This window comes from Streptomyces eurocidicus (genome assembly GCF_002891295.1).
GTDB lineage: Bacteria > Actinomycetota > Actinomycetes > Streptomycetales > Streptomycetaceae > Streptomyces > Streptomyces eurocidicus.
Genome location: NZ_LGUI01000008.1, coordinates 251684 through 273865 on the forward strand (window position 1 = coordinate 251684; position 22182 = coordinate 273865).

At 73.4% G+C, this 22182-nt stretch carries 15 protein-coding genes and 1 pseudogene; 8 read left to right on the top strand and 8 right to left on the bottom strand.

The window, feature by feature from the left end; genetic code table 11:
* The first annotated feature begins 292 nt into the window (after positions 1 to 292).
* A pseudogene (afsK, locus tag AF335_RS23230) lies at positions 293 to 2822 on the top strand (protein serine/threonine kinase AfsK).
* Between the two features lie 87 nt (positions 2823 to 2909).
* On the opposite strand, the gene AF335_RS23235 reads toward afsK, so the two are convergent.
* Genes AF335_RS23235 through AF335_RS23245 form a run of 3 tightly spaced genes read right to left on the bottom strand, consistent with a single transcriptional unit; the run spans position 2910 to position 5332 of the window.
* Complete coding sequence (locus AF335_RS23235) at positions 2910 to 3692, bottom strand: enoyl-CoA hydratase/isomerase family protein (RefSeq protein WP_102920366.1); 783 nt, start codon at positions 3690 to 3692, stop codon at positions 2910 to 2912.
* Entirely contained in the window at positions 3689 to 4174 is a 486-nt protein-coding gene (locus AF335_RS23240) for a Zn-ribbon domain-containing OB-fold protein (RefSeq protein ID WP_102920367.1), read from the bottom strand. The genes AF335_RS23235 and AF335_RS23240 overlap by 4 nt, the downstream gene beginning before the upstream one ends.
* A 6-nt stretch (positions 4175 to 4180) precedes the next feature.
* Positions 4181 to 5332: a lipid-transfer protein gene (locus tag AF335_RS23245; protein WP_102920368.1), complete on the bottom strand. Its 1152-nt coding sequence runs from the start codon at positions 5330 to 5332 to the stop codon at positions 4181 to 4183.
* A 102-nt stretch (positions 5333 to 5434) separates the two neighbouring features.
* On the opposite strand from AF335_RS23245, the gene AF335_RS23250 reads away from it, so the two are divergent.
* The gene (locus AF335_RS23250; RefSeq protein WP_102920369.1) at positions 5435 to 7258 is read left to right on the top strand and encodes an AMP-binding protein; all 1824 of its coding nucleotides are present in this window, start codon (positions 5435 to 5437) and stop codon (positions 7256 to 7258) included.
* 464 nt (positions 7259 to 7722) lie between these two features.
* Here the strand turns inward: AF335_RS23250 and AF335_RS23260 are convergent, their stop codons facing one another.
* From AF335_RS23260 to afsR, 3 genes are all read right to left on the bottom strand, one after another.
* Positions 7723 to 7989 (bottom strand): hypothetical protein, encoded by a 267-nt coding sequence (locus tag AF335_RS23260; protein ID WP_102920370.1) that lies wholly within the window; start codon positions 7987 to 7989, stop codon positions 7723 to 7725.
* Positions 7990 to 8916: 927 nt separating this feature from the next.
* Positions 8917 to 9171: a hypothetical protein gene (locus tag AF335_RS23265; RefSeq protein WP_102920371.1), complete on the bottom strand. Its 255-nt coding sequence runs from the start codon at positions 9169 to 9171 to the stop codon at positions 8917 to 8919.
* A 613-nt stretch (positions 9172 to 9784) separates the two neighbouring features.
* Positions 9785 to 12718, bottom strand: a complete 2934-nt coding sequence (gene afsR, locus AF335_RS23270) for an SARP-family global regulator AfsR (RefSeq protein WP_102920372.1) — start codon at positions 12716 to 12718, stop codon at positions 9785 to 9787.
* A gap of 154 nt (positions 12719 to 12872) precedes the next feature.
* On the opposite strand from afsR, the gene AF335_RS23275 reads away from it, so the two are divergent.
* The 6 genes from AF335_RS23275 to AF335_RS23305 all read left to right on the top strand — a co-directional run bounded on the left by AF335_RS23275 (position 12873) and on the right by AF335_RS23305 (position 21010).
* Positions 12873 to 14102, top strand: coding sequence for an amidohydrolase family protein (locus AF335_RS23275; protein ID WP_102920373.1), 1230 nt, complete (start codon positions 12873 to 12875; stop codon positions 14100 to 14102).
* Positions 14103 to 14268: 166 nt separating this feature from the next.
* Positions 14269 to 15180, top strand: coding sequence for a TIGR03619 family F420-dependent LLM class oxidoreductase (locus AF335_RS23285; RefSeq protein ID WP_102920504.1), 912 nt, complete (start codon positions 14269 to 14271; stop codon positions 15178 to 15180).
* 375 nt (positions 15181 to 15555) lie between these two features.
* Entirely contained in the window at positions 15556 to 16680 is a 1125-nt protein-coding gene (locus tag AF335_RS23290) for an LLM class flavin-dependent oxidoreductase (RefSeq protein ID WP_102920374.1), read from the top strand.
* Between the two features lie 170 nt (positions 16681 to 16850).
* Positions 16851 to 18605, top strand: coding sequence for an N-acyl-D-amino-acid deacylase family protein (locus AF335_RS23295; protein WP_102920375.1), 1755 nt, complete (start codon positions 16851 to 16853; stop codon positions 18603 to 18605).
* Positions 18606 to 18857: 252 nt separating this feature from the next.
* Positions 18858 to 20465 (top strand): APC family permease, encoded by a 1608-nt coding sequence (locus AF335_RS23300; RefSeq protein ID WP_102920376.1) that lies wholly within the window; start codon positions 18858 to 18860, stop codon positions 20463 to 20465.
* A 134-nt stretch (positions 20466 to 20599) separates the two neighbouring features.
* Positions 20600 to 21010 (top strand): hypothetical protein, encoded by a 411-nt coding sequence (locus AF335_RS23305; protein ID WP_102920377.1) that lies wholly within the window; start codon positions 20600 to 20602, stop codon positions 21008 to 21010.
* Between the two features lie 24 nt (positions 21011 to 21034).
* Here the strand turns inward: AF335_RS23305 and AF335_RS23310 are convergent, their stop codons facing one another.
* Together AF335_RS23310 and AF335_RS23315 are read right to left on the bottom strand one after the other, a co-directional pair.
* Complete coding sequence (locus AF335_RS23310) at positions 21035 to 21265, bottom strand: DUF397 domain-containing protein (protein WP_102920378.1); 231 nt, start codon at positions 21263 to 21265, stop codon at positions 21035 to 21037.
* Positions 21255 to 22124 (bottom strand): helix-turn-helix domain-containing protein, encoded by an 870-nt coding sequence (locus AF335_RS23315; RefSeq protein WP_102920379.1) that lies wholly within the window; start codon positions 22122 to 22124, stop codon positions 21255 to 21257. Before AF335_RS23315 ends, AF335_RS23310 begins: the two co-directional genes overlap by 11 nt.
* Between the last annotated feature and the right edge of the window lie 58 nt (positions 22125 to 22182).

The following is a 22182-nucleotide window of genomic DNA, read 5'->3' on the forward strand; positions in this document are numbered from 1 at the left end:
AAACGCTCGGCACCCCGATAACGTGGCAGTCGGAACAGCGTGCGCGGGGCAGGGCGGAGCCCCTCTGATCGTAACGGAGAGTCACGGAGCGGGAGGCGGGCCGGAGGCAGGGTTCAGGTCGCGGGACAGGACGTTCCGCATGTGGTGGAGACACGGCGAAGCACGACCCGGGTTCGCAACCGCGGCCTTCGCCAGGAAGAATCAGCATGCGTACCCCCGGAGATAATTCGCGGTGAGACGCTGCACGGGGCTGAATCCCTTCAAGCCCCCACGGGGAGGTGGCAGGCCAGTGGTGGAGCAGCTTACGCAGCACGACCCGAGACGGATCGGCCCGTTCGAGGTGCTCGGCCGACTCGGCGCCGGCGGCATGGGGCTGGTCTATCTCGCCCGCTCGGCATCGGGCCGACGGGTCGCGATCAAGACGGTGCGCACGGAGCTGGCGGAGGACCAGCTCTTCCGGGTCCGCTTCACCCGTGAGGTGGAGGCGGCCCGGGCGGTCAGCGGTTTCTACACCGCCGCCGTCGTCGACGCCGACCCGCGCGCGGCCGTGCCCTGGCTGGCCACCGCGTACGTCCCCGCACCCTCGCTCGAGGAGATCGTCAACGAGTGCGGGCCCCTCCCGGCCCAGGCCGTGCGCTGGCTGGCCGCCGGGGTCGCCGAGGCCCTCCAGTCCATCCACGGCGCGGGCCTCGTGCACCGCGACCTCAAGCCGTCCAATGTGCTGGTCGTCGAGGACGGCCCCCGCGTCATCGACTTCGGCATCGCCTCGGGCGTCTCCAACACCCGGCTGACGATGACCAACGTCGCGGTCGGCACCCCGGCCTACATGTCGCCCGAACAGGCACGCGACTCCCGCAGCGTCACGGGCGCCAGCGACATCTTCTCGCTCGGCTCCACCCTGGTCTTCGCCGCCACCGGCCACGCCCCCTTCCACGGGGCGAACCCCGTGGAGACCGTCTTCATGCTGCTCAGGGAGGGCCCCGACCTCAGCGGCCTGCCGGACGAGCTGCGCCCGCTGATCGACTCCTGTATGCAGACGGCGGCGGAGCTCCGGCCGACCCCCGCCGACCTTCAGGCCGAGCTGGCGCCCCACCTCTTCGCCTCCGGCGGGGGCGACGACAGCGGCACGGCCTCCGCCTGGCTGCCGGACAACGCCACCGGCCTCATCGAGCAGCGCCGGGCCGGGCAGCGGCCCGCGGCGGCGGCCGGTGCCGGCGCCCGGGGCGGCCGGGCGCGGTCCGTGGCCCCGCCCGCCCCGCACAGCCTCCGACCCCGCCGCGCGGCCCCGTCCCGGCGTACGAGCCGCCCGCCGCCGACGCCCGCAGCGGCCCCGCGTGGGGTGACGGCGGCACCGGCCGCTCGGGCATGGCCGCCGTCCGTGACCCGCGCGGCGGCCTGGGCGCGCCGCCCGCCGGGCCCGGCACCGGCCAGGCCGGCGGGCAGGGCAGGCACGCCGCCGCGCCGGTGCCCGCGCACGACGGCTCCGTACGGCTGGCCGGCTCGCAGGTGCCCATCGGCCCCGGTCCACGCGTCGCCGACGGCCGGGAGTCCCAGGCCCGCACGGGCACCGGGCCGCCACCGGCTGGGTGCGGCCCCCGGCCGGCCTCCCGGCCACCGCCCCGGCCGCCGCGTCCGTGCCGGTGCAGGCGCCCGCCCCGCAGGGCGACGGCGGCAACACCCAGGGCGAGCCCGGCCGTTGGCGGCCGTGGCGCTTCCGGATGTCCAACGACGTCTGGGGCACGCCGACCGTCGCCGGTGATCTGCTGTACGTCACCTCCTTCGAGGTCCACGCCCTCGATGTCGCCAGTGGGCGACGGCAGTTCAAGACGCGGGACGTCGCCTGGGCGATGGCCGTGGCGGACGGCCGCATCCACGCCTCGGACGGCCCGACGCTCTACGCGCTGGACGCGGCCGACGGCGCCGAGCGGTGGCGGCTGGCCACCGACGGCTGGGTCTACTCCCTCCGCGCCGACCGGGGCACGGTCGTCACGGGCACGCGCGGCGGCGGCGTTCAGGCGTGGGAGGCGGCCAACGGCGAGCTGCTGTGGGAGATGGGCGGCCTCCAGACCGATTTCGAGACGCCCGACTGCGGTCCCTTCCTCCAGGACGGCACCGTCTATGTGTGGGCCGACGCCCGGCTGCGCGCCCTGGAGGCGCGCACGGGCGCCGAGCGCTGGTCGTACCCCGTGGGCGACACGGCGGCGTGCGGCGGTGTGCCGGTGCGGCTGCTGCCCGCCCCGGACGGCGTCGTCTACGTCGTGGCGGGCACGCGCGTCCTCGCCATCGACGTGGCGCGCGGCGACGTCCGCTGGCGGTTCGAGGCGCCGGCCGTCTTCCTCAGCCCGCCGGCCTACGCGCCGGGGCCCGCGGTGACGGGCGGCGGTGTCTATGCGGCCGACTATCTGGGCACGGTCTACGCCCTGGACGCGGCGACCGGCCGCGACCGCTGGCGCATCGCGACGGAGCCCCGGCAGTCGACGGAGCCGGTGCTGGTGGCGGCCGGTTCCGTGCACCTGGGCAGCGGCGGCGCGCTCTACACCCTGGACGCGGTCACCGGCACCCCGAGGTGGCGCTTCGCGGCGGGCGGCGACGTCGTGGGCGCCCCGGTCGTCGCCGACGGCCGGGTCCACTTCGGCTCCGCCGACCACTGCCTCTACACGGTCGACGCGGCGGGCGGCCAGCTCCGCTGGAAGCTGGCGACCGGCGGCGAGATCACGGGCTCGCCCGTGGCGACGGGCGGCGTGGTCTACGCGTGCAGCAAGGACCGCTGTGTCTACGCCCTGGACGCCGCCAAGGGCACGGGCCTCACCCAGCGCCGCTGAGCCCCGCCGCAGACGGCGGCGCGGACGGCGGCGCGAGGGGCGGCGGAGCCCCCGGGCGGTCGGCGGTGATGCCCGCGGCCCGTGCGCCTACCGCGTGCGGTAGGCGCGGCTCCGGGCGGTGAAGAGGCGCGCCTGGTCGGCCGCCGGGCGGTTGCCGAGGGAGATCAGGTGCGGGGCGAGGGCGAAGGCCCGCTCCCGGGTGGCCTCCTTGGCCGCCCACAGGGCCCGGACTGTGCCCTGGACCGCCTCGGTGGGGTAGGAGGCGAGGACCGCCGCCGCGCGGAGGGCGGCCGGGACCGCGCCGCCCGGCGGGGTGAGCTCGGAGACCAGCCCGGTCTCGTACGCGCGCCGGGCGGAGAGGCGCTCGGCCGTGCCCATCAGGGCCAGCCGGGCGGCTTCGCCGAAGGGCATGCGCTGGGCCAGGTGGACCGCCTCGTAGGCGCTGACCATGCCGTACGAGGTGTGCGGGTCGAAGAAGACGGCGTTCTCGGAGGCCACGACGAACTCCGACTCGCCCAGGAGGTAGAACGCCCCGCCGCACGCCATCCCGCCGACCGCCGCGACGACCGGCTTCCACAGGTCGGCGGCCTTGGGGCCGACGGTCAGGAGCGGGTCGTCGACCGAGTACGGGGAGGGTGGCTGCGGGACGTCGGCGGAGCGGTCGATGCCGGTGCAGAACGCCCGGTCCCCGGCGCCGGTGAGGACGACGGCGCGCACGGCCGCGTCGTGGCGGAAGCCCCGCCACACGTCGGCGAGCCGGGCGGCGGTGGCCGGGTCGATCGCGTTGTGGCGCTCGGGGCGGTCGAGGGTGACGAGGGCGACGCCGTCCGCGCCGATCTCCGTACGGACCGTCGGCGCGGCGCCGGTCATGGCCGCTCCAGCAGCCAGCGGGGCACGGTGACGCCTTCGGCGAGCTCGTCGAAGGTCACGCGCACGGACGCCCCGATCCGCAGCAGGGCGGGGTCCAGGGAGTCGAGCCGGGCGCCCGGCGCGGCGACGACGTTCCCGACGAGGCGGATGCGGGGGGCGTCGGCCAGCTCCACGACCGCCACGTTGTACGGGGCCCGGTCGGCGTAGAAGGGCAGGAGCGGCGGGTGGGGCAGCACGTACGACCAGATGCGGCCGCGGCCCGTCATCCGCCGCCAAGCGGTGGCGAAGGACTGGCAGTGCGGGCAGCACGGGCGGGGCGGGAAGCGCGGCTCGTGGCAGTCCGCGCAGGTCTGGACGCGGAGTTCGCCGCGGGCGGCGAACTCCCAGAAGGGGGCGCCGTCCTCGTCCGGTTCGGGCAGCAGGGGGCCCGGCGGCCGGGTGTCGGGCCCGTTGTCAGTGGTGCCCCTCATGATGGAGGACATGAAGACTCAACTCCTCAGCAGCAGTGCTGAAGTGGGGACTCCTTCGCCTGCCGTGACCAGACAGGCGGTGGCGTCGGGGACCTGCGCGGTGGAGGTGCCGCGGAGTTGCCGGACGCCCTCGTTGATCAGGTTGAAGCCATGGACGTAAGCCTCGCTGAGACCGCCGCCCGCGGTGTTGAGGGGGAGCCGGCCGCCGAGTTCCAGCGCGCCGCCCTCGGTGAAGGCCGCGCCCTCGCCGCGGCCGCAGAATCCGTAGCCTTCGAGCGAGAGCGGGACGAGGGCGGTGAAGGCGTCGTAGATCTGCGCGACGTCGACATCGCGCGGGGTGAGGTCGGCGTTCTTCCAGAGGTGCCGGGCGGCCGTCCAGGCGGGGCCGGTCAGCGGGTCCTCGTTCCAGTAGTTGACCATGCCGTGGTGCTGGGCGGGCAGGCCCTGTGCGGCGGAGTGCACATACACCGGCCGTCGGCGGCAGTCGCGGGCCCGCTCGGCGGAGACGACGACGCAGGCGAGGGCGCCGTCGGTCTCCAGGCAGTTGTCGAAGAGGCAGAGGGGTTCGCTGATCCATCGCGAGGTCATGTACATCTCGCGGGTCAGCGGGCGCTCGTACATGATCGCGCGCGGGTTCTGGTTGGCGCGGTTGCGGCAGGCGAGAGCGACGTGGAAGAGGTGGTCGCGCGTCGCGCCGTACTCGTGCATATAGCGGCGGGTGAGCATGGCGATCTCGTCGGCGGGGCGCAGCAGGCCGTAGGGGCGGGTCCACTGGGCAGGGGTGGGCAGCTGGGCCCGGGTGTCGCGCCACGGCCGGGGGCCGGAGCCGCGCTTGCGGGAGCGCCAGGCCACGCCGACATGCGCCTGGCCGGTGGCGATCGCCATGGCGAGGTGGGCGACGGTCGCGCAGGAGCCGCCACCGCCGTAGCCCGCCTTGGCGAAGAAAGTGACGTCGCCGGCGCCGATGGCCTTGGCGACCTCCACCTCGTCGGTCTCCTCCATCGTGTAGGAGGCGAAGGCATCGACCTGGGACGGAGGGATACCGGCGTCGTCCAGCGCTTCGAGGACGGCGCGGCAGGCCAAGGTCTTCTCGGATGAGGGGAGTTGCCGTGCGAAGGGGGTCTGTCCTATGCCGACGATCGCGGTCGCGTCCTTGAGTCCCGCCGACATCGCCACCTCCGTGCTGTCGCTGTTGTCACTGCTGACAGCGCGGAAGGGTATCGCTAATCTGACGCTTAGTCAGCCAATGGCGGTGGGCCGGGAGGTCACGCGATGCGCGGCGATCTGGAATTCATGTCCGTACCCCGGCTGGTCCGTACGGCCGCCGCGCGGTACGGCGACCGTGAGGCGGTGGTCGAGGGCCGGACCCGGATCGGTTTCGCCCAGCTGGCCGGGCGCGTCGAGCAGGCCGCGGCCGGATGCCTGGCCGCGGGGGTGGTGGCGGGCGACCGGGTGGCCGTCTGGGCCCCGAATACCCTCGACTGGATCGTCGCGTCGCTGGGCGCCGTCTCGGCCGGCGCGGTCCTCGTCCCGGTCAACACCCGGCTCAAAGGCACCGAGGCCGTCGAGGTGCTGGCGCGTACCCGGGCCCGGCTGCTGTTCGTCACCGGCACCTTCCTCGGCACGTCGTACGTCGCCGCCCTGCGGCGGGCGGCGGGCGGGGGAGCGGGCGCGGGGGCGGCGTGGCGCGGGACGGGGTGCCGGGGGAGGGCGCGGCCGGGGTCCGGGCGGGGCGCCGGGGCCGGTGCCGGCCCGGCGGAAGGGGCGTTGCCAGGGTTGCCGGAAAGGTCGCTGTCAGGGTTGCCGGAAGGGTCGCTGCCCGGGGTGTCCGAAGGTCCGCTGCCCGGGCTGCCGGATCTGCGTGAGGTCGTCGTCCTGGCCGACGACGCCCCCGCCGAGTTCCGCACCTGGAAGGAGTTCCTGGCGGCGGGGGAGTCGCAGCCCGGCTGGGCCGTACGGGCGCGGGCCAACACCGTCGGACCCGACGCGGCCTCGGACATCATGTTCACCTCGGGCACCACGGGTGAGCCCAAGGGTGTCGTCGTCACCCACGCCCAGACGCTGCGCACCTTCGGCGCCTGGTGCGATCTGGCAGGGCTGCGGAGAGGAGACCGCTATCTGATTGTGAACCCCTTCTCCCACACCTTCGGTTACAAGGCCGGTGTGCTGGCCTGTCTGATGCGGGGCGCGACGATGGTGCCGCAGTCCGTCTTCGCGGCGGACACGGTGCTGGCCAGCGCCGCGACCGAGCGGATATCCGTGCTGCCGGGCCCGCCCACCCTGCTCCAGGCACTGCTCGACCACCCCGGCCGGGCGGCGCACGACCTCTCGTCGCTGAGGCTGGTGGTGACGGGCGCGGCCATGGTCGACGGGAAGCTCGTGGAGCGGCTGCGGACCGAGCTCGGCGTGCCGGCGGTCCTGACCGCGTACGGGATGAGCGAGGCCACCGGCGTGATCACGATGTGCCGGCGCGGGGACCCGCCGGAGGCCGTCGCGGCCTCCTCGGGCCGGGCCCTCCCGGACACCGAGGTCACGGTGGTGGGCGCGGACGGGGAGGTGCTTCCCCCCGGGGAGCCCGGCGAGGTCCTGGTGCGCGGCTTCCAGGTCATGGCAGGCTACTTCGAGGACCCGGAGGCGACGGCGCGGGCGATCGACGCGGCCGGCCGGCTGCACACCGGGGACGTCGGGGTGCTGGACGCCGTGGGCTACCTCCGGATCACCGACCGCGTCAAGGACATGTTCGTGGCCGGCGGGTTCAACGTCTATCCGGCGGAGGTCGAGCGGCTGCTGGTCCGGCACCCGGGGGTCGCCGAGGTGGCCGTCGTCGGCGTGCCGCACGGCCGGCTGGGCGAGGTGGGGAAGGCGTTCGTGGTGCGGGGGCGCGACGCCGGGGAGCTGACCGCGGACGCGGTGATCCGCTGGGCGCGCCGGGAGATGGCGAACTACAAGGTGCCGCGCTCGGTGGAGTTCGTGACGGCACTGCCCCGCAACGCGGCCGGCAAGGTCCTCAAACACGCCCTGCGCGCCCTGCGGCAGGGCGGGGGCAGCGCGGACGGCGGGAACGACAGGGACGGCGAAGGCCGCAAGGGGCGGTGAGGGCGCCGGGCCGAAGGCTCCCGGAGGCCCCGCCCGCCGGGGCCGCGTGCGCCGTGCGGGACCCGGAAAGTCGCGGTGGCGGCGCCGAACCCCGCCCCCGTTCCTGTCCCCGCCCCCGTCCCCGCCCCCGCGGCCGCGGCCGCCGTCCGGCGTGAGTGGGACGCCGGGGCCGGTCAGGGGTGCGGCACGGTGCGCGTGCCCGGTCCGGGTATCGGCCGGGCCGTGGTGTCATGGCGCGTCACCGGCCGCACCCCCGCCGTGAGGCGCGGCTCGTCGCCGTTGCCGGGCGCCGCGCGCCCCGGCGGACCGGAGGGCCGTCGGCTGCCGTCGCCGACCGGCGGATGTGGCCGTGGCACGGCACGGGGCCTGGGTGCCGGCCGACTTCCGTGGCGGTGGGCGCGGTCGCCGTACGACCGTGGCGTCGGCTCTCGGCGGATCCGGGTGGTACGAGCGTGCCTCAGGTGCTAGCCGACGTGTTCATCGGTGGGGTGGTCGTCCCGCCCGCCGTTGAGACGGTGCGCCGTGGCGCCGGTGGGGTGGTCGTCGTCGATGCCGGTGGGGTGGTCGTCGTGCGGTGCGCCGTTACCGCCCCCGTGGCCCAGGAAGATGCCGGCCGGGGGGAGGGTGGGGTGGTCGTCGGCGCTTGCGGGCACCGCGGTGGCGATCGCCGCCGCTGCGGCGAAGGCGGCTATGGCGAGCGCCCGCCTCGTGCGGGTGCGCGTGCTGTTCATTTTCCAACTCCTTTGTTCGGGGGCGGTGTTGCGGTGGTGATGCCCGTGCACGCGAACGTAGCCTCCGAGGAAGACGGCGTCCGCGACTTGGTCCGGAAACAGGTGAACCTTGGCCTGTCCGCCCGTGTTCGACGGTGAAAGGCGGCGGCTCGGCGGTGGCCCACCGGCTCCGGACGCTGCGGTCCTGACGATTTCCTGACGCCTTTCGACACATGACCGCAGGGGCCGGCGTCGACGGCTCCCCCTCCGCGCTGCCGACGCCGGCCCCTGTCAGTCCCCCGTTGGTCGGTCCCCCCGTTGGGACTTACCTGTTCAGTTGTCGTGCGGGGCGCCCGGCGGCCGCGGTTCGACTCCCCCGTTCGAGAACGTCAGTCGAACCCCGGCCGCCGGGCGCCCCTTGGTGCTTTCCCCCCGGCGGTGGATCCCCCGTGTGCTTCCCCCGTGGCGGATCCTCCGTGGTATTTCCCCCCGTGTGGGTTCCCCGCGCGGCTTTTTTCCCCCCGTCGCGGATCTCCCTTACGGGGCCCCACGTGTGGTTCCCCCCACGTGGGGTTTCCCCCGGTGCGGCGGCACTTCCCCCGTCGTGCTCCCCCGTTGTCCGTGCCGCCGCCGCTATGGAATTGTCGGACTCATTCCGTGGTGCTCATTCGGTGCTTCCCCCGTGGGTGTTCCACCCGTGAAGTCTTTCCCCCGTGGAACTGCTCTCCTCCGGTTCGGGCACCCGTCCGCCCGGCTCGCGCCGGACGCCCCCGTGGTGCCTTTCCCTGGAGGTTCCCCACGTCTTTCCCCCTCCGGGTTCCCGCTGCTTTCCCCCGTGCGGTCCCCCGGTCGTTCCCCCGTGATTCCCCCTGTGGTTCCCCCGTGGTCCCCCAGGTCACCCGGCCGGCCCGGGATTCCGGTCGGCCGGGACCGCTCGGCGGCCCGTGGTCAGGCGGGCTCGCTGCCGGCGTGGTCGTCCTGCAGGACGTCCAGCGGCGTCGGGCTCCCGGCGTGGTCGTCCATGGGGGCGACCAGCGGCTTGGGGCTCCCGGCGTGGTCGTCCATCGGGGCGAGCAGCGGCTTCGGGCTGCCCGCGTGGTCGTCCGCCAGCACGTGCTGCGGTGCGGCGAGAGTGGCACCGCCGGCGTGGTCGTCCTGCGGTGTCGTCACCACTCCCGGCCTGAGCAGTTTTTCGTCGCTCATAGCGATCACTCCGTTGGTCAGTGCGAGTCGTCTTGGTGTGAAGGGGAAGTGGTGCGGTGGTTCTCCGGGATTGCAAAACCCGCCCGGCGACTCCCCCGAGGATCGCCGGACGGGGGATGGGGCTGATCAGGGTGACCACCCCAGAGGTGAAGCCGTATGCCTCACCTACGACCCGCCTGCCCCCCGACGCGACGGATCGACATGAGTAAGGTTGACGTGTCGCGATAAACGATCGATGAACGGCCACGTGAAAGCGCTTTTTCGGAGCCTTTCGGCCCTGGCGCGGTCACGCCGTCGCCCTGTATTGAGCGGTTCCTCACCGGCGTTGTCCGACGAGCCGGTGAGCCCTCGCACCTCCAGGACCCCGCCGAGCCCCCCGAGCCCCTTGCCCACCACCCCGCTCGGCCACCACCCCGCTCGGCCGCCCCGCCGCGAGACCGCCTCGCCGCGAGACCGCCCCCCACCGCCCAGCCGCCCGCCCTTCGCCACCGACCCGCACCGTCCTCCCCGCGTACACCCGCCCGCAAACCCCGGACACGGCGGAGCCGCCCGCTCCCCGGCCGACGGGGTGCGGGCGGCCCTGGCGGACCGGCCCGGTCGTGCCGGGCCCTGCCTAGGCGGCCGTCACGACTCCCGCGAGGAGCCTGCGGACGTCCGCGGCCTCCGAGGTCCCCAGCTGCTCGAAGATCGACAGGGCCTCCGTCCAGCAGGCGCGCGCCCGCCCCGGCTGGCCCAGCGCGTCGAGCGAGCGGCCGAGGACGATCAGGACGTTCCCGCGCCGCCACTCGCCGCCGATGCCCCGCAGCTTCAGCGCCTGCTCGGCGTGGTGCGCGGCCGCGGCCGGCCGCCCGGCGGCGAGGTGGACCTCGGCGAGGCGGTAGTTCGTCATGCCCTCCCACAGCCGTTGCCGGTTGTCCCGGAAGACGGGCAGCGCCTCCGAGAGCCGGTCGAGGGCCTCCTCGTACCTCCCGCCCTCGGTGAGGGCGAGACCGAGCGCGTAGAGGGCGTTGGCGACCCGCCAGGAGGCGCCGATCTCGCGGTAGAGGGCGAGCGCCTGCTCGGCGAGCTCCACGGCCGAGCCGACGCGCCCCGCGTCCAGCCGCACCCGGGAGAGGTTGCTGAGGGCGCTGGCCTCGCCCGGCCGGTTGCCGTCGGCGCGGAAGGCCGCGAGCGCCTGGCCCACGTACACCTCGGCGTCCTCGTGCCGGTGCTCGTAGATGGCGATGATGCAGCGGATGTTGGCGGCGTAGCAGCAGGGGATGGGGTCGCCGCAGGAGCGGCCGAGGAGGACCGCCTGCCGGGCCTGCTCGTCGGCGAGGTCGAACCGGCCGGCGATGCTGTGCACATGGGCCAGGACGTACCGGGCGCGCCCCTCGGCCCGCGGGTCGCCGGCCTCCCGGGCCGTGACCAGCAGGGCCTCCGCGGCCTGCTCGTACAGCCGGGAGTCGGCGCCGGACTCGGCGAGGTCCTTCGCGGCGAGCAGCAGGTCGACGGCGCGGCGCAGCGTGCTGCCGGTGGACGAGGCGTGCTGCCGCACGCAGGCGAGCAGGCAGCCGGCCTCGGCGAACAGCCAGTCGCCCGCGGCGCTGCGTTCGGCGAAGGTGAGGCCGGGGTGGGTGGTGGGGGTCAGGTGGGTGAGGAGCTGGTCGCCGGGGCGCTCCAGGACGTAACCGCCCGCGGCCGTCTCCAGATAGAAGTCGAGGAGCCGGGACATGGCGGCGTCGCGCTCGGCGGGCGGCTGTTCGTCGCGCTCGGCGCATGCACGCGCGTAGAGGCGCACGAGGTCGTGGAAGCGGTAGCGGCCCGGTGCGGCGGATTCCAGGAGCGAGGTGTCGACGAGGGACTCCAGGACCTCCTCGGTGGCGTCGAGGTCCAGGTCGAGCACGGCGGCGGCCGCGGCCAGGGACATGTCCGGGCCGTCGGCGAGGCCGAGGAGGCGGAAGGCGCGGGCCTGGGCGGGCTCCAGCTGGCCGTAGCCGAGCTCGAAGGTGGCCTTCACGGCGAGGTCGCCGGCGCGCAGCTCGTCGAGGCGGCGGCGCTCGTCGCCGAGCTTGCGGGCGAGGACGGAGACCGTCCAGGTGCGGCGGGCGGCCAGCCGGGAGGCGGCGATGCGGATGGCCAGCGGCAGGAAGCCGCAGGCGGCGACGACGTCCATGGCGGCGTCGCGCTCGGCGCCCACCCGCTCCGCGCCCACGATGCGGGTGAAGAGGACGAGCGCCTCCTCGGGGCTCATCACGTCCAGGTCGACGAGGTGCGCGCCGGCCAGGTCGACCATGCGGGAGCGGCTGGTGACCAGTGCCGCGCAGCCCTCGGTGCCGGGCAGCAGCGGGCGGATCTGCGCGGCGTCCCGGGCGTTGTCGAGGAGGGTGAGGACGCGGCGGCCGTCCAGGGTGGAACGGAAGAGGGCGGCGCGCTCCTGGAGGCCCTCGGGGATGGCGCTGTCGGGCGTGCCGAGGGCCCGCAGGAAGGCGCCGAGGACGGCCTCGGGCTCGGCGGGCACCGGCCCGGCGCCCTGGAGGTCGACGTAGAGCTGGCCGTCCGGGAAGTGGTTACGGGCGGCGTGGGCGACGTGCACCGCCAGCGTCGTCTTGCCGACGCCGCCGATGCCCGCGACCGCGGAGACGGCCATGATGCGGCCCTCGGCCGTGGCCAGCTGATCGCTCAGCTCGTCGACGAACGCGACGCGGCCGGTGAAGTCCGAGACCGTCGCCGGCAGCTGCGCGGGCCGGATGAAGGCGGGGCCGGCGCCGGGCCGGTCGGCCGGGGACAGGTGCAGGGCGAGGTCGGTGTCGGCTTGGAGGATGCGTTGCTGGAGTTCGGAGAGTTCGGGGCAGGGGTCGACGCCGAGTTCGTCGGCGAGGAGGCGGCGGGTGTCGGCGTAGACGGCGAGGGCTTCGGCTTGGCGGCCGCTGCGGTAGAGGGCGAGCATGAGGAGTTCGCGGAGGCGTTCGCGGAGGGGGTGGGCGGCGGTGAGGGCGGTGAGTTCGGCGACGGCTTCGGCGTGGGCGCCGACTTCGAGGTCGAGGTCGAGGCGGGTTTCGAGGAGGGTGAGGCGCCATTCTTCGAGGCGTGTGCGCTGGGTTTCGGCGAAGGGGCCGGGGAGTCCGGCGAGGGGTTCGCCGTCCCAGAGGTCGAGGGCTTCGTTGATGAGTTCGCGGGCGCGGGTGCGGTCGCCGGTGGTGCGGGCTTTTTCGGCGTGGGTGGCGAGGTGTTCGGCGCGGTCGGTGTCGAGGCAGCCGTGGCCGGTGCGTATGGCGTAGCCGCCGGATTCGCTGATGAGGGTGTCGGCGTCGGGGCCGAAGGCTTTGCGTAGTCGTGAGGCGTAGGTGCGCAGTGCCGCGAGGGCGGCGTGGGGTGGTTCGTCGCCCCAGAGGGCGTCCACCAGCTCGGGTGCGGTGGCGGTGCGTCCGCCGCGCAGCAGCAGCGCGGCCAGGAGTGCGCGCTGCTGGGGCGAACCGGTGTGGAGGAGCTCCCCACCGCGCCGGGCCCGCACGGGCCCGAGCACGGTGAAACGAAGCTGCTGCCCGTGCCCTGTATCGCCGGCCATTGTGACCCCCTGCTTGTCCCGCTCGGTCGCACCGGCCAGTCTGCCTTGTTCGGAGCCTCTACGTCAGCAGGGGTCCGGCCTCTCCACAAGGCCCGCCCCGGACCGTCGCACCAGCATGCTGACGGGCCGTCAGTTCGTCGCTAACGTGTCAGCCATGGCGAGCATCCCCAAGATAATCTCGGTGGACGACCATACGGTCGAGCCTCCCCACGTCTGGCGGGACCGGCTACCGGCGAAGTTCCTCGACGTCGGACCGCGAATCGTACGGGCCCCCGTGAAGGAGATGACCTTCGTGGGCGGAAGATTCGCACCGGTCATGGGGGCCACCGGGGACGACGGCCCGATGGCCGACTGGTGGATCTATGAGGATTTGCACCGTCCGCTCACTCGGCTGGATACCGCCGTCGGATGCTCCAGGGATGAGGTCAGACTCAAGGGAATCACCTACGACGAGATGCGTCCGGGGTCCTACAGCGTGCCGGAACGATTGGCCGATATGGATCGCAACCATGTCCAGTCCGCGCTCTGCTTCCCCACCTTCCCGCGCTTCTGCGGGCAGACCTTCACCGAGGCGAAGGACCGCGAGCTGGGCCTGCTGGGCGTCCGCGCCTACAACGACTGGATGGTCGAGGAATGGTGCGGCCCGGACGCGCGCGGACGCCTGATACCCCTCGCCCTCGTCCCGCTGTGGGACGCGGACCTCGCCGCCGCGGAGGTGCGGCGCAACGCCGCCCGTGGCGTACGCGCCGTCTGCTTCTCCGAGATCCCCCCGCACCTCGGCCTGCCGTCGGTCCACACCGACGCCTGGGACCCCTTCCTGCGGGCCTGCGCCGAGACCGGCACGGTCGTCGCCATGCACATCGGCTCGTCCTCCCGGATGCCCTCCACCTCGGCGGACGCACCGCCCGCGGTCGGCTCCACGATCACCTTCGCGAACTGCTGCTTCTCCCTGACCGACTGGCTGATGTCCGGGGTCTTCGACCGCTTCCCCGGCCTCCGCGTCATGTACGCGGAGGGACAGATCGGCTGGATCCCGTACATCCTGGAGCGCGCCGACGTCGTCTGGGCGGAGAACCGCGGCTGGGGCGGCGTCGCCGGCAAGGTGCTCCGGCCGCCCTCCGAGCTCTTCGCCGCGCATGTGTACGGCTGCTTCTTCGACGACGCCTTCGGCCTGCGCAACCTCGACGCGATCGGCGTGGGAAACGTGCTCTACGAGACGGACTACCCGCACTCGGACTCGACCTGGCCGCGCTCGCGGGAGGTGGCGGAGGAACAGATGGGACATCTGGCGCCGGACGTGGTGGAGCGGATCGTGCGCGGGAACGCGATCGAACTGCTGGGGCTGACGGAGGAGGGGCTCTGGGCGGGGGCCGGGAGTGCGTGACACGGAGTCCGGGGGCGGGTACGAGGACGGGGGCGGGTACGAGGACGGGTCCGGGGGCGGGTACGAGGGCGGGGGCGGGTACGAGGACGGGTACGAGGACGGGTACGAGGACGAGGGGGCGCGCACCGGCCTCGGGGTGCTGCCCGGCGACCGCCTGTCGTACGGCATGCAGGTGCCCGTCACCTCCCTGAGCACGCTCTACGCCGAGCCCTGGGAGGTCGAGGCCGGCCCCCGTGAGCTGCGGGAGGTCGCCCGCGCCGCCGACCGGCTCGGCTTCGCCTACCTCGCCACCTGCGACCACGTCGCCGTGCCCGCGAGGCTGGCCGCCGCCATGGGAACCGTCTGGTACGACCCGGTCGCCACCCTCGCCCACCTCGCCGCCGTGACCGAGCGGACCCTGCTGCTCAGCCATGTCGCGGTCGCCGCGCTGCGGCACCCGCTCGCCCTCGCCAAGCAGTACGCCACCGTCGACCGGCTCGCGGACGGCCGGCTCGTCCTCGGCGTCGGCGCCGGGCACGTACGGGAGGAGTTCGAGGCGCTCGGGGTGGACTTCGCGCGGCGCGGCGCCGTACTGGACGAGACCGTCGACGCCCTGAAGGCGGCCCTGGGTCCGGCGGAGTTCCCCGAGTTCAGCGGCCGGCGCTTCGCCTTCCGCGGCCTCGGCCAGGGGCCCCGGCCGGTCCGTACGCCCCGGCCGCCCCTCTGGGTGGGCGGCTCCTCGCCCGCCGCGCTCCGCCGCGCCGCCCTCAAGGCCGACGGCTGGCTCTCCCAGGGCGACCGGCGCGAGGCCCTGCCCCGGCGCGTCGCGACACTGCGCCGGCTGCGCGAGGAGGCCGGGCTGGACGGCCCCTTCGCGGTGGGGGCGATCGCGGAGCCGCTGTACGTGGGAACGCCCGCCTGGGACACGGGGGCGGGGACGCTCACGGGGGCGGCGGGGACGGTGGCGGAGTCGCTGCGGGTGTACCGGGGGATGGGGGTGGATCAGGTGCAGGTGCGGTTTCGCTGTCGCGGGGTGGGGGAGTTGCTGGCGCAGATGGAGGTGTTTGCGGAGTTGGTGGGGCCGTTGCTCCTGGATTAGCGGCGGGTGGGGCGTGGGGGCGGGGTGCCGCTGCGCGGGGCTTTGTCCCCGCCCCGCCCCTTCCCGAACCGGGGCTCCGCCCCGGACCCCGGTCCTCAATCGCCGGACGGGCTGAAATTCAGCCCGTCCGGCGATTGAGGACACCGCGCGTCAGCGCGGCCGGGGGCCCGGGGGCGGAGCCCCCGGTTACGGGAAGGGGCGGGGCTGGGGAAAAAGCCGCCCGCAGGGCACCTCCCGCCGCACCCGACGCCGGCCCCCGCGATGCCTTGACGCTGCTCCACCCCGGGTGCCAGAGTCTGGAGATCTGACGGAGAGTCAGAAAACTGTCAGACCGCTGCCAGGAATCCGTCAGAGATCTAGGGACGGTGAACCTCCTTGGAATTCGGGATCTTCGTGCAGGGCTACGTACCGGCTGACCGGTCGCGGACCGACCCCGAGGCCGAGCACCACGCGCTGCTGGAAGAGACCGAGTACGTCATCCAGGCCGACCGGTCCGGTTTCAAGTACGCATGGGCCTCCGAGCACCACTTCCTGGACGAGTACTCGCACCTCTCCGCCAACGACGTCTTCCTCGGCTACCTCGCGCACGCCACCGACCGCATCCACCTCGGCTCCGGCATCTTCAACCCGCTTCCCCAGGTCAACCACCCCGCCAAGGTCGCCGAGAAGGCCGCCATGCTCGACCACCTCTCCGGCGGCCGCTTCGAGTTCGGCACCGGCCGGGGCGCGGGCAGCCACGAGATCCTCGGGTTCATGCCGGGCGTCACCGACATGAACGTCACCAAGGAGATCTGGGAGGAGACGATCGCCGAGTTCCCCCGGATGTGGCTCCAGGACGAGTACCAGGGCTTCCAGGGCGCGCACTGGTCGCTGCCGCCGCGGAAGGTCCTCCCCAAGCCGTACGGGAAGGCTCACCCGGCCATGTGGTACGCGGCCGGCTCCCCCTCCTCGTACGCGATGGCCGCCCGTAAGGGGCTCGGGGTGCTCGGCTTCAGCGTGCAGAAGGTCGCCGACATGGAGTGGGTGGTCGACTCCTACAAGACGGCGATCAAGGACGCCCGCGCGGTCGGCGCCTTCGTCAACGACAACGTCATGGTGACCTCGACCGCGATCTGCGCCGAGACCCACGCCGAGGCCGTGGCCACGGCGGCGCGCGGCGGGCTGCACTACCTCCAGTCGCTCCTCTTCCGCTACCACGACACCTTCCCCCGCCCCGAGGGCATCCCGCGGTGGCCCGAACTGCTGCCGGAGTACACCGAGGAGATCATCGAGCTGCTCATCGCCGAGGAGCTGATGATCTGCGGTGACCCGGACGAGGTCTTCCGCCAGTGCAAGAGGTGGGAGCAGGCGGGCGCCGACCAGCTCTCGTTCGGGCTGCCGGTGGGGGTGCCGGCCGAGGAGACCCTGCGGACGATCCGGCTGATCGGGGAGCACGTCATCCCGAAGATAGACACGGACCCCTTGCACCGGACGACGCGATTCCGCCAGGCGGCCGGCTGACCGGGGCTCCCCCCCATACGCCGGGGCGGTGCCTCCCGGGTCACCGCCCCGGCTTCCGGCCGGGCGCCTTCGAGGAACGGCCGGCCCGGGACGTCCGTACGCCCCCAGCCCCGGCCGGGCGCGCCCTCCGGCCGCCCCCACGCTCCCGACAGAGACCGAGGTGAGCCCTCATGCTCGACCATCTGATCAGGCGCGCCACCGTCGTCGACGGCACCGGAGGCCCCTCCTACACCGCCGACGTGGGCATCCGGGACGGACGGATCGCCCTGATCGGGCGGTCGAGGGTGCACGCCGGGCGGATCGGGGAACGGGCGCGGACCGAGGAGGACGCGAGCGGGCTCGTCCTCGCCCCCGGCTTCGTCGACCCGCACACCCACTACGACGCGCAGCTCTTCTGGGACCCCTGCGCCACCCCGTCCCTGAGCCACGGCGTCACCACCGTCGTCGGCGGCAACTGCGGCTTCACGCTCGCGCCCCTCAACCCCGCCCGCCCCGCCGACGCCGACTACACGCGCCGGATGATGAGCAAGGTCGAGGGGATGTCGCTGGCGGCCCTGGAGGAGGGCGCGCCCTGGAACTGGTCGACCTTCGGGGAGTACCTTGCGGCGCTGGACGGGCGGATCGCCGTCAACGCCGGGTTCATGGTGGGCCACTGCGCGCTGCGCCGCCACGTCATGGGGCCCGGCGCGGTGGGCGGCACGCCGGACGACGGGCAACTGGCGGCGATGACGGGCCTGCTGCGGGACGCGATGGACGCGGGCGCCTGGGGCCTGTCCACCACGCAGTCCACCACCCACTCCGACGGCGACGGCAGGCCCGTCGCCTCCCGGCACGCCCGCCCCGGCGAGCTGCTGGCCCTCGCCCGCGCCGTGGGCCGGCACGAGGGCACCCAGCTGGAGGCCATCGTCACCGGCTGCCTCGACCGCTTCTCGGACGCCGAGATCGACCTCCTGGTGGACCTCACGGCCGCCGCCGGCCGGCCGCTGAACTGGAACGTCCTCACCATCGACGCCGCCGTCCCCGAGCGCGTGCCCCGCCAGCTCTCCGCGAGCGCGCGGGCCCGCGCCGCGGGCGGCCGGATCGTGGCGCTGACCATGCCGATCCTCACGCCCATGAACATGTCGCTCGGCACCTTCTGCGCCCTGAACCTGATACCCGGCTGGGGCGAGGTCCTCGCCCTGCCCGTGCCCCGGCGCATCGCCGAGCTGCGCCGCGCGCCCGTGCGTGAGGAGATGCTGCGCCGGGCGCGGAGCGAGGAGGCGGGGGTCTTCCGGCGGTTCGCGGACTTCGGGCGGTACGTCGTCGGGGACACGTACGCCCGGGAGAACGACGGGCTCACCGGCCGGGTCGTCGGCGACATCGCCGCCGAGCGCGGCCTGGACCCCTTCGCCTGCCTGGTGGAGATCTGCGCCGCCGACGGGCTGCGTACGGTGCTGTGGCCGATGCCGGCCGACAACGACGCCGCGAGCTGGGAGCTGCGCCGCCGCACCTGGGAGCACGAGGACGTGCTGCTGGGCGGCTCGGACGCGGGGGCCCACCTGGACCGGATGTGCGGGGCGCCGTACACGACGCGGTTCCTGGGCGACTGCCTGCGCGGGCGGAAGCTGGTGCCGCTGGAGACGGCCGTGCGGATGCTGACCGGCGACCCGGCCCGGCTCTTCGGCCTCCGCGACCGGGGCCGGATCGCCGAGGGCGCGCACGCGGACCTCGTGCTCTTCGACCCGTCCCGGATCGACGCGGGCCCGGCCTCGCTCGTCCACGACCTGCCGGGCGACGGGCCGCGGCTGGACTCGCGGGCGGTGGGCGTGGTGAGCGTGCGGGTGAACGGGGTGGAGACGGTCCGGCACGACGTGGCGACGGGGGCGCTGCCGGGGCGGGTGCTGCGGTCCGGGCGGGACACGGAGACGGTGGCGACGGGGGGCTGAGCGGGACCGGGTGCTGAGACGGCCCGGTGTCCCGGGGTGGGTTCGGGAAATTTTCGAATCGGGACGAATGGGACGCCGCTGCGGTTCCCGCAAAGCGCCCGGAGCGCGGTGGGCCCTTGGTGTTACCGGTCGTAACGTGCGGATGTCCTTTCTTTGCCAGGTCAACTCGCCTTGGAGGGCGCTACGTTCAAGGTTCGAAAGCTGGACCGTGGCAGCCGGGATACGGAAACAGCAGCACCTAACGTCCTGCCCATGGTTCAGATCGCCCCGCGGCCACGGGCCGGAGACACGGTAATGAGCGTCGGCCGCAGACGGCGCGGCGGAGGCGCGGACGGCCCCCGTGCGGGGAGCGCCGGTGCCGCCGCCGGCGGCAAGGGCCTCAGCGGCAACTCCGTAGGGCTGCTCGGCAGTGCCGTCATCGGCATCTCCACCGTCGCCCCCGTCTACTGCCTGACCTCCACCCTCGGCCCCACCGTGGGCCAGGTCGGCGTCCAGATGCCCGCCGTCTTCCTGGCCGGCTTCCTCCCGATGCTGCTGGTCGCCTTCGCCTACCGCGAGCTGAACAAGGCCGTGCCCGACTGCGGTACGTCCTTCACCTGGACCGTCCGGGCCTTCGGCCCCAAGGTCGGCTGGATGTGCGGCTGGGGCCTGGTGATCGCGACGATCATCGTGCTGTCCAATCTCGCCGGCGTCGCGACCTCCTTCTTCTACCTCCTCCTCGGCGAGCTCACCGGCAGCGGCGCGGTCGCCGCCCTCGACGGCAACCGGCCCGCGCACGTGGCGACCTGCCTGGCCTTCATCGCCCTCGCGACCGCCGTCAGCTACCGCGGGATGACCGCGACCAAGGGCGTGCAGTACGCCCTCGTCGGCCTCCAGCTCGCGGTGCTGGCCGTGTTCGTCACCATGGCCCTGGTCAAGGCCCGCTCCGGCGACCTGCCCGGGTCCGTCGACTTCTCCTGGACCTGGCTGGACCCCTTCGCCGTGCGGTCCTTCGCGGCCTTCACCGCCGGGCTGTCCCTGTCGATCTTCATGTTCTGGGGCTGGGACGCCTGTCTGACGGTCAACGAGGAGACCGAGGGCAGCGACCGGACGCCCGGCCGGGCCGCGCTGATCGCCATGGTCGTGCTCGTGGGCTCGTACCTCCTGACCGCCGTCGCCGCCCAGATGTACGCGGGCGTCGGCGACCGGGGCCTGGGCCTCGGCAACCCGGAGACCGCCGACAACGTCTTCGCCGCCCTCGCCGACCCCGTCATGGGCACGGCGCTCGGCATCCTGCTCTTCGTCGCGGTCCTGGCCTCGGCCGCCGCGAGCCTCCAGACGACGTTCCTGCCGGTCGCCCGCACGGTCCTGGCCATGAGCGCCTACCAGGCGCTGCCGCCGTCCTTCGCCCGCGTCCACCCGCGCTTCCGGTCCCCGGGCCGGGCGACCGTCGCGGCGGGCGTCGCCACCGGCGTCTTCTACGCGGTGATGAGCTTCCTCAGCGAGAACGTCCTGATCGACACGATCTACGCCCTCGGGCTGATGATCTGCTTCTACTACTCGATCACGGCCTTCGCCTGCGCCTGGTACTTCCGGGGCGAGCTGCGTCGCTCGGTCCGCGACGCGCTCTTCAAGGGCGTCTTCCCGGTACTGGGCGGGCTCTTGCTGGCCGCCGTCTTCTGCAAGACGCTCTACGACATGTGGGACCCGGCGTACGGCAGTGGCAGCTCCGTCCTGGGCATCGGCTCGGTCTTCGTCATAGGGGTGGGGCTGTTGCTGGTGGGCGTGGTGCTGATGCTGGTGATGCGGTGGCGGAGCCCGGCGTTCTTCCGGGGCGAGGTGCTGACGGGGGCGACGCCGGTGCTCGTGGCCGAGGACTAGCCGAGGACCGGGGGCGGGGCAAGAGCATCGGTCCGTTCCGGACATGCTCGGTCACGGCTCTGGCCGGGGCCCCGGCGGATGGGCAGCATGTGCGGCTGACGGCATCCTCGACCTCACCGCAGGGGAGTCAGCCCATGAGAACCCGCACGCGTACCCTCCTCGCCTCGGCCGCCTCGGCGGCGGCCCTGCTCGCCGGCGGCACCGCCGCGAGCCCCGCGGCGGCGGAGTCCCACGTCACGGCGGAGACCTGCCAGCCGCCCCGCACCATCACCGACACGGGCGGGGAGGCCACGTACACGGAGTGCCGGCGCACGTACAAGGGCAAGCGGCAGAGCAGCGTCCGCATGTACCTGTGGGACCGCGCCTACTGCGCGGACCCCTTCGCCCGCGTGCTCATCGGCACGTACGACGTGACGTACACCTACTTCGACCCGGTGTCCTCCGGCCGCAGCCCGAAGTACGAGACGGGGTGGCACAACGGGGCGGACGCGGAGGTGTGGTTCAAGATGCGGCGCATGTGCCACGGCGGTGACCTCAAGGGCTGACCGAGGGGGCCACGCGGGGCCGCGTCAGCGGCCCATTCGCCCGGCCCGGACCTCGCGGATGAACGCGGACCAGGATGTCGTCGGGACGACGACGGCTGGGCCGTTGGGCTGTTTGGAGTCGCGGAAGCCGACGTGGTCGGGCAGCGCCGCGACGGAGACGCATCCGCCTGCTCCGTTGTCGCCGCTGTGCGAGGACTTGAACCAGACGTCGCCGGACGCTACTTCGAGGGCGGTCAGACGGGGGCTAGTGCTCATCGATCTCTCTTCCCAGTCGGTGCAGGAAATCCGCTGTCTTGGCGGGAGCGAGGGCGCCCTCTCGCAGCGCGTCGAACTTCCGGGCATGCTTCCAGACCTCGCGCGGCCGGTCGCTGACCGTCATGACGGACGGGCTGTCTTCCATGACGACGGGGTCGAGACCGGAGTCGAAGTCCAGGATGACGAAGTTCGCGTTCGCTCTGTAGGTGGGCAGGTTCATCGGGAGGATCTGGACGGTCACGTGGTCGAGCTCAGCCGCCCTCGCGATCTCTTCGTATTGCTCACGCATGACAGCAGGACTGCCGACCACGCGCCGTAGGGCAGCCTCGTCGAGGATCACGCGCAGTTCGACCGGATCGTCGCCGAAGACCACTTCCTTGCGCTTCATCCGGGCGGCCACGGACTCTTCCACGAACTCGGTTGTCCTCTCCTCGACCGGCTTGGCCGTCGTGAACAATGCATGTGTGTAGCGCTCCGTTTGCAGGAGGCCGAAGACGACCTGGGAGTGCCAGGCGCGCATCGTGCGGGCATCGGTCTCCAGTCCTACGTACAGAAGTTGGCCGGACGGCATGTAGTTCTGATAGGGCCTGTACCAGTCAGCGCTGAGGGAATCCCGGTGGAGCCCCAACAGCTGATCACGGTCGTTGCGGTCGGTTACGCCGTAGAAGTCGAGCAGGTCTTCCAGATCGCGGACACGCGGAAGCTGGTTGTGGCCGGACTCGACCCTGTTGAGCTTGGTGTCCGAGCTCTCGATGGCCGCAGCCGCTTCCTTTGTGCTGTAGCCCTTCTTCTCCCGCAGGCGGCGGAGCTCCTTGCCGAGCTCCCTCCGACGGAACGTCGGACCGCGTCGTGCTGCCACTTTGAGCCCTCCCGGTGCTGTACCCGGTACCGCGCCTCTGTACCCCGACGGCGCATCG

Excerpts from the sequence above, each read along its gene's own strand:
- AF335_RS23235 (WP_102920366.1), bottom strand. The coding sequence starts at position 3,692 with ATGACCGGCGCCGCGCCGACGGTCCGTACGGAGATCGGCGCGGACGGC.
- AF335_RS23240 (WP_102920367.1), bottom strand. The coding sequence starts at position 4,174 with ATGTCCTCCATCATGAGGGGCACCACTGACAACGGGCCCGACACCCGG.
- AF335_RS23245 (WP_102920368.1), bottom strand. The coding sequence starts at position 5,332 with ATGTCGGCGGGACTCAAGGACGCGACCGCGATCGTCGGCATAGGACAG.
- AF335_RS23250 (WP_102920369.1), top strand. The coding sequence starts at position 5,435 with ATGCGCGGCGATCTGGAATTCATGTCCGTACCCCGGCTGGTCCGTACG.
- AF335_RS23260 (WP_102920370.1), bottom strand. The coding sequence starts at position 7,989 with ATGAACAGCACGCGCACCCGCACGAGGCGGGCGCTCGCCATAGCCGCC.
- AF335_RS23265 (WP_102920371.1), bottom strand. The coding sequence starts at position 9,171 with ATGAGCGACGAAAAACTGCTCAGGCCGGGAGTGGTGACGACACCGCAG.
- afsR (WP_102920372.1), bottom strand. The coding sequence starts at position 12,718 with ATGGCCGGCGATACAGGGCACGGGCAGCAGCTTCGTTTCACCGTGCTC.
- AF335_RS23275 (WP_102920373.1), top strand. The coding sequence starts at position 12,873 with ATGGCGAGCATCCCCAAGATAATCTCGGTGGACGACCATACGGTCGAG.
- AF335_RS23285 (WP_102920504.1), top strand. The coding sequence starts at position 14,269 with ATGCAGGTGCCCGTCACCTCCCTGAGCACGCTCTACGCCGAGCCCTGG.
- AF335_RS23295 (WP_102920375.1), top strand. The coding sequence starts at position 16,851 with ATGCTCGACCATCTGATCAGGCGCGCCACCGTCGTCGACGGCACCGGA.
- AF335_RS23300 (WP_102920376.1), top strand. The coding sequence starts at position 18,858 with ATGGTTCAGATCGCCCCGCGGCCACGGGCCGGAGACACGGTAATGAGC.
- AF335_RS23305 (WP_102920377.1), top strand. The coding sequence starts at position 20,600 with ATGAGAACCCGCACGCGTACCCTCCTCGCCTCGGCCGCCTCGGCGGCG.
- AF335_RS23310 (WP_102920378.1), bottom strand. The coding sequence starts at position 21,265 with ATGAGCACTAGCCCCCGTCTGACCGCCCTCGAAGTAGCGTCCGGCGAC.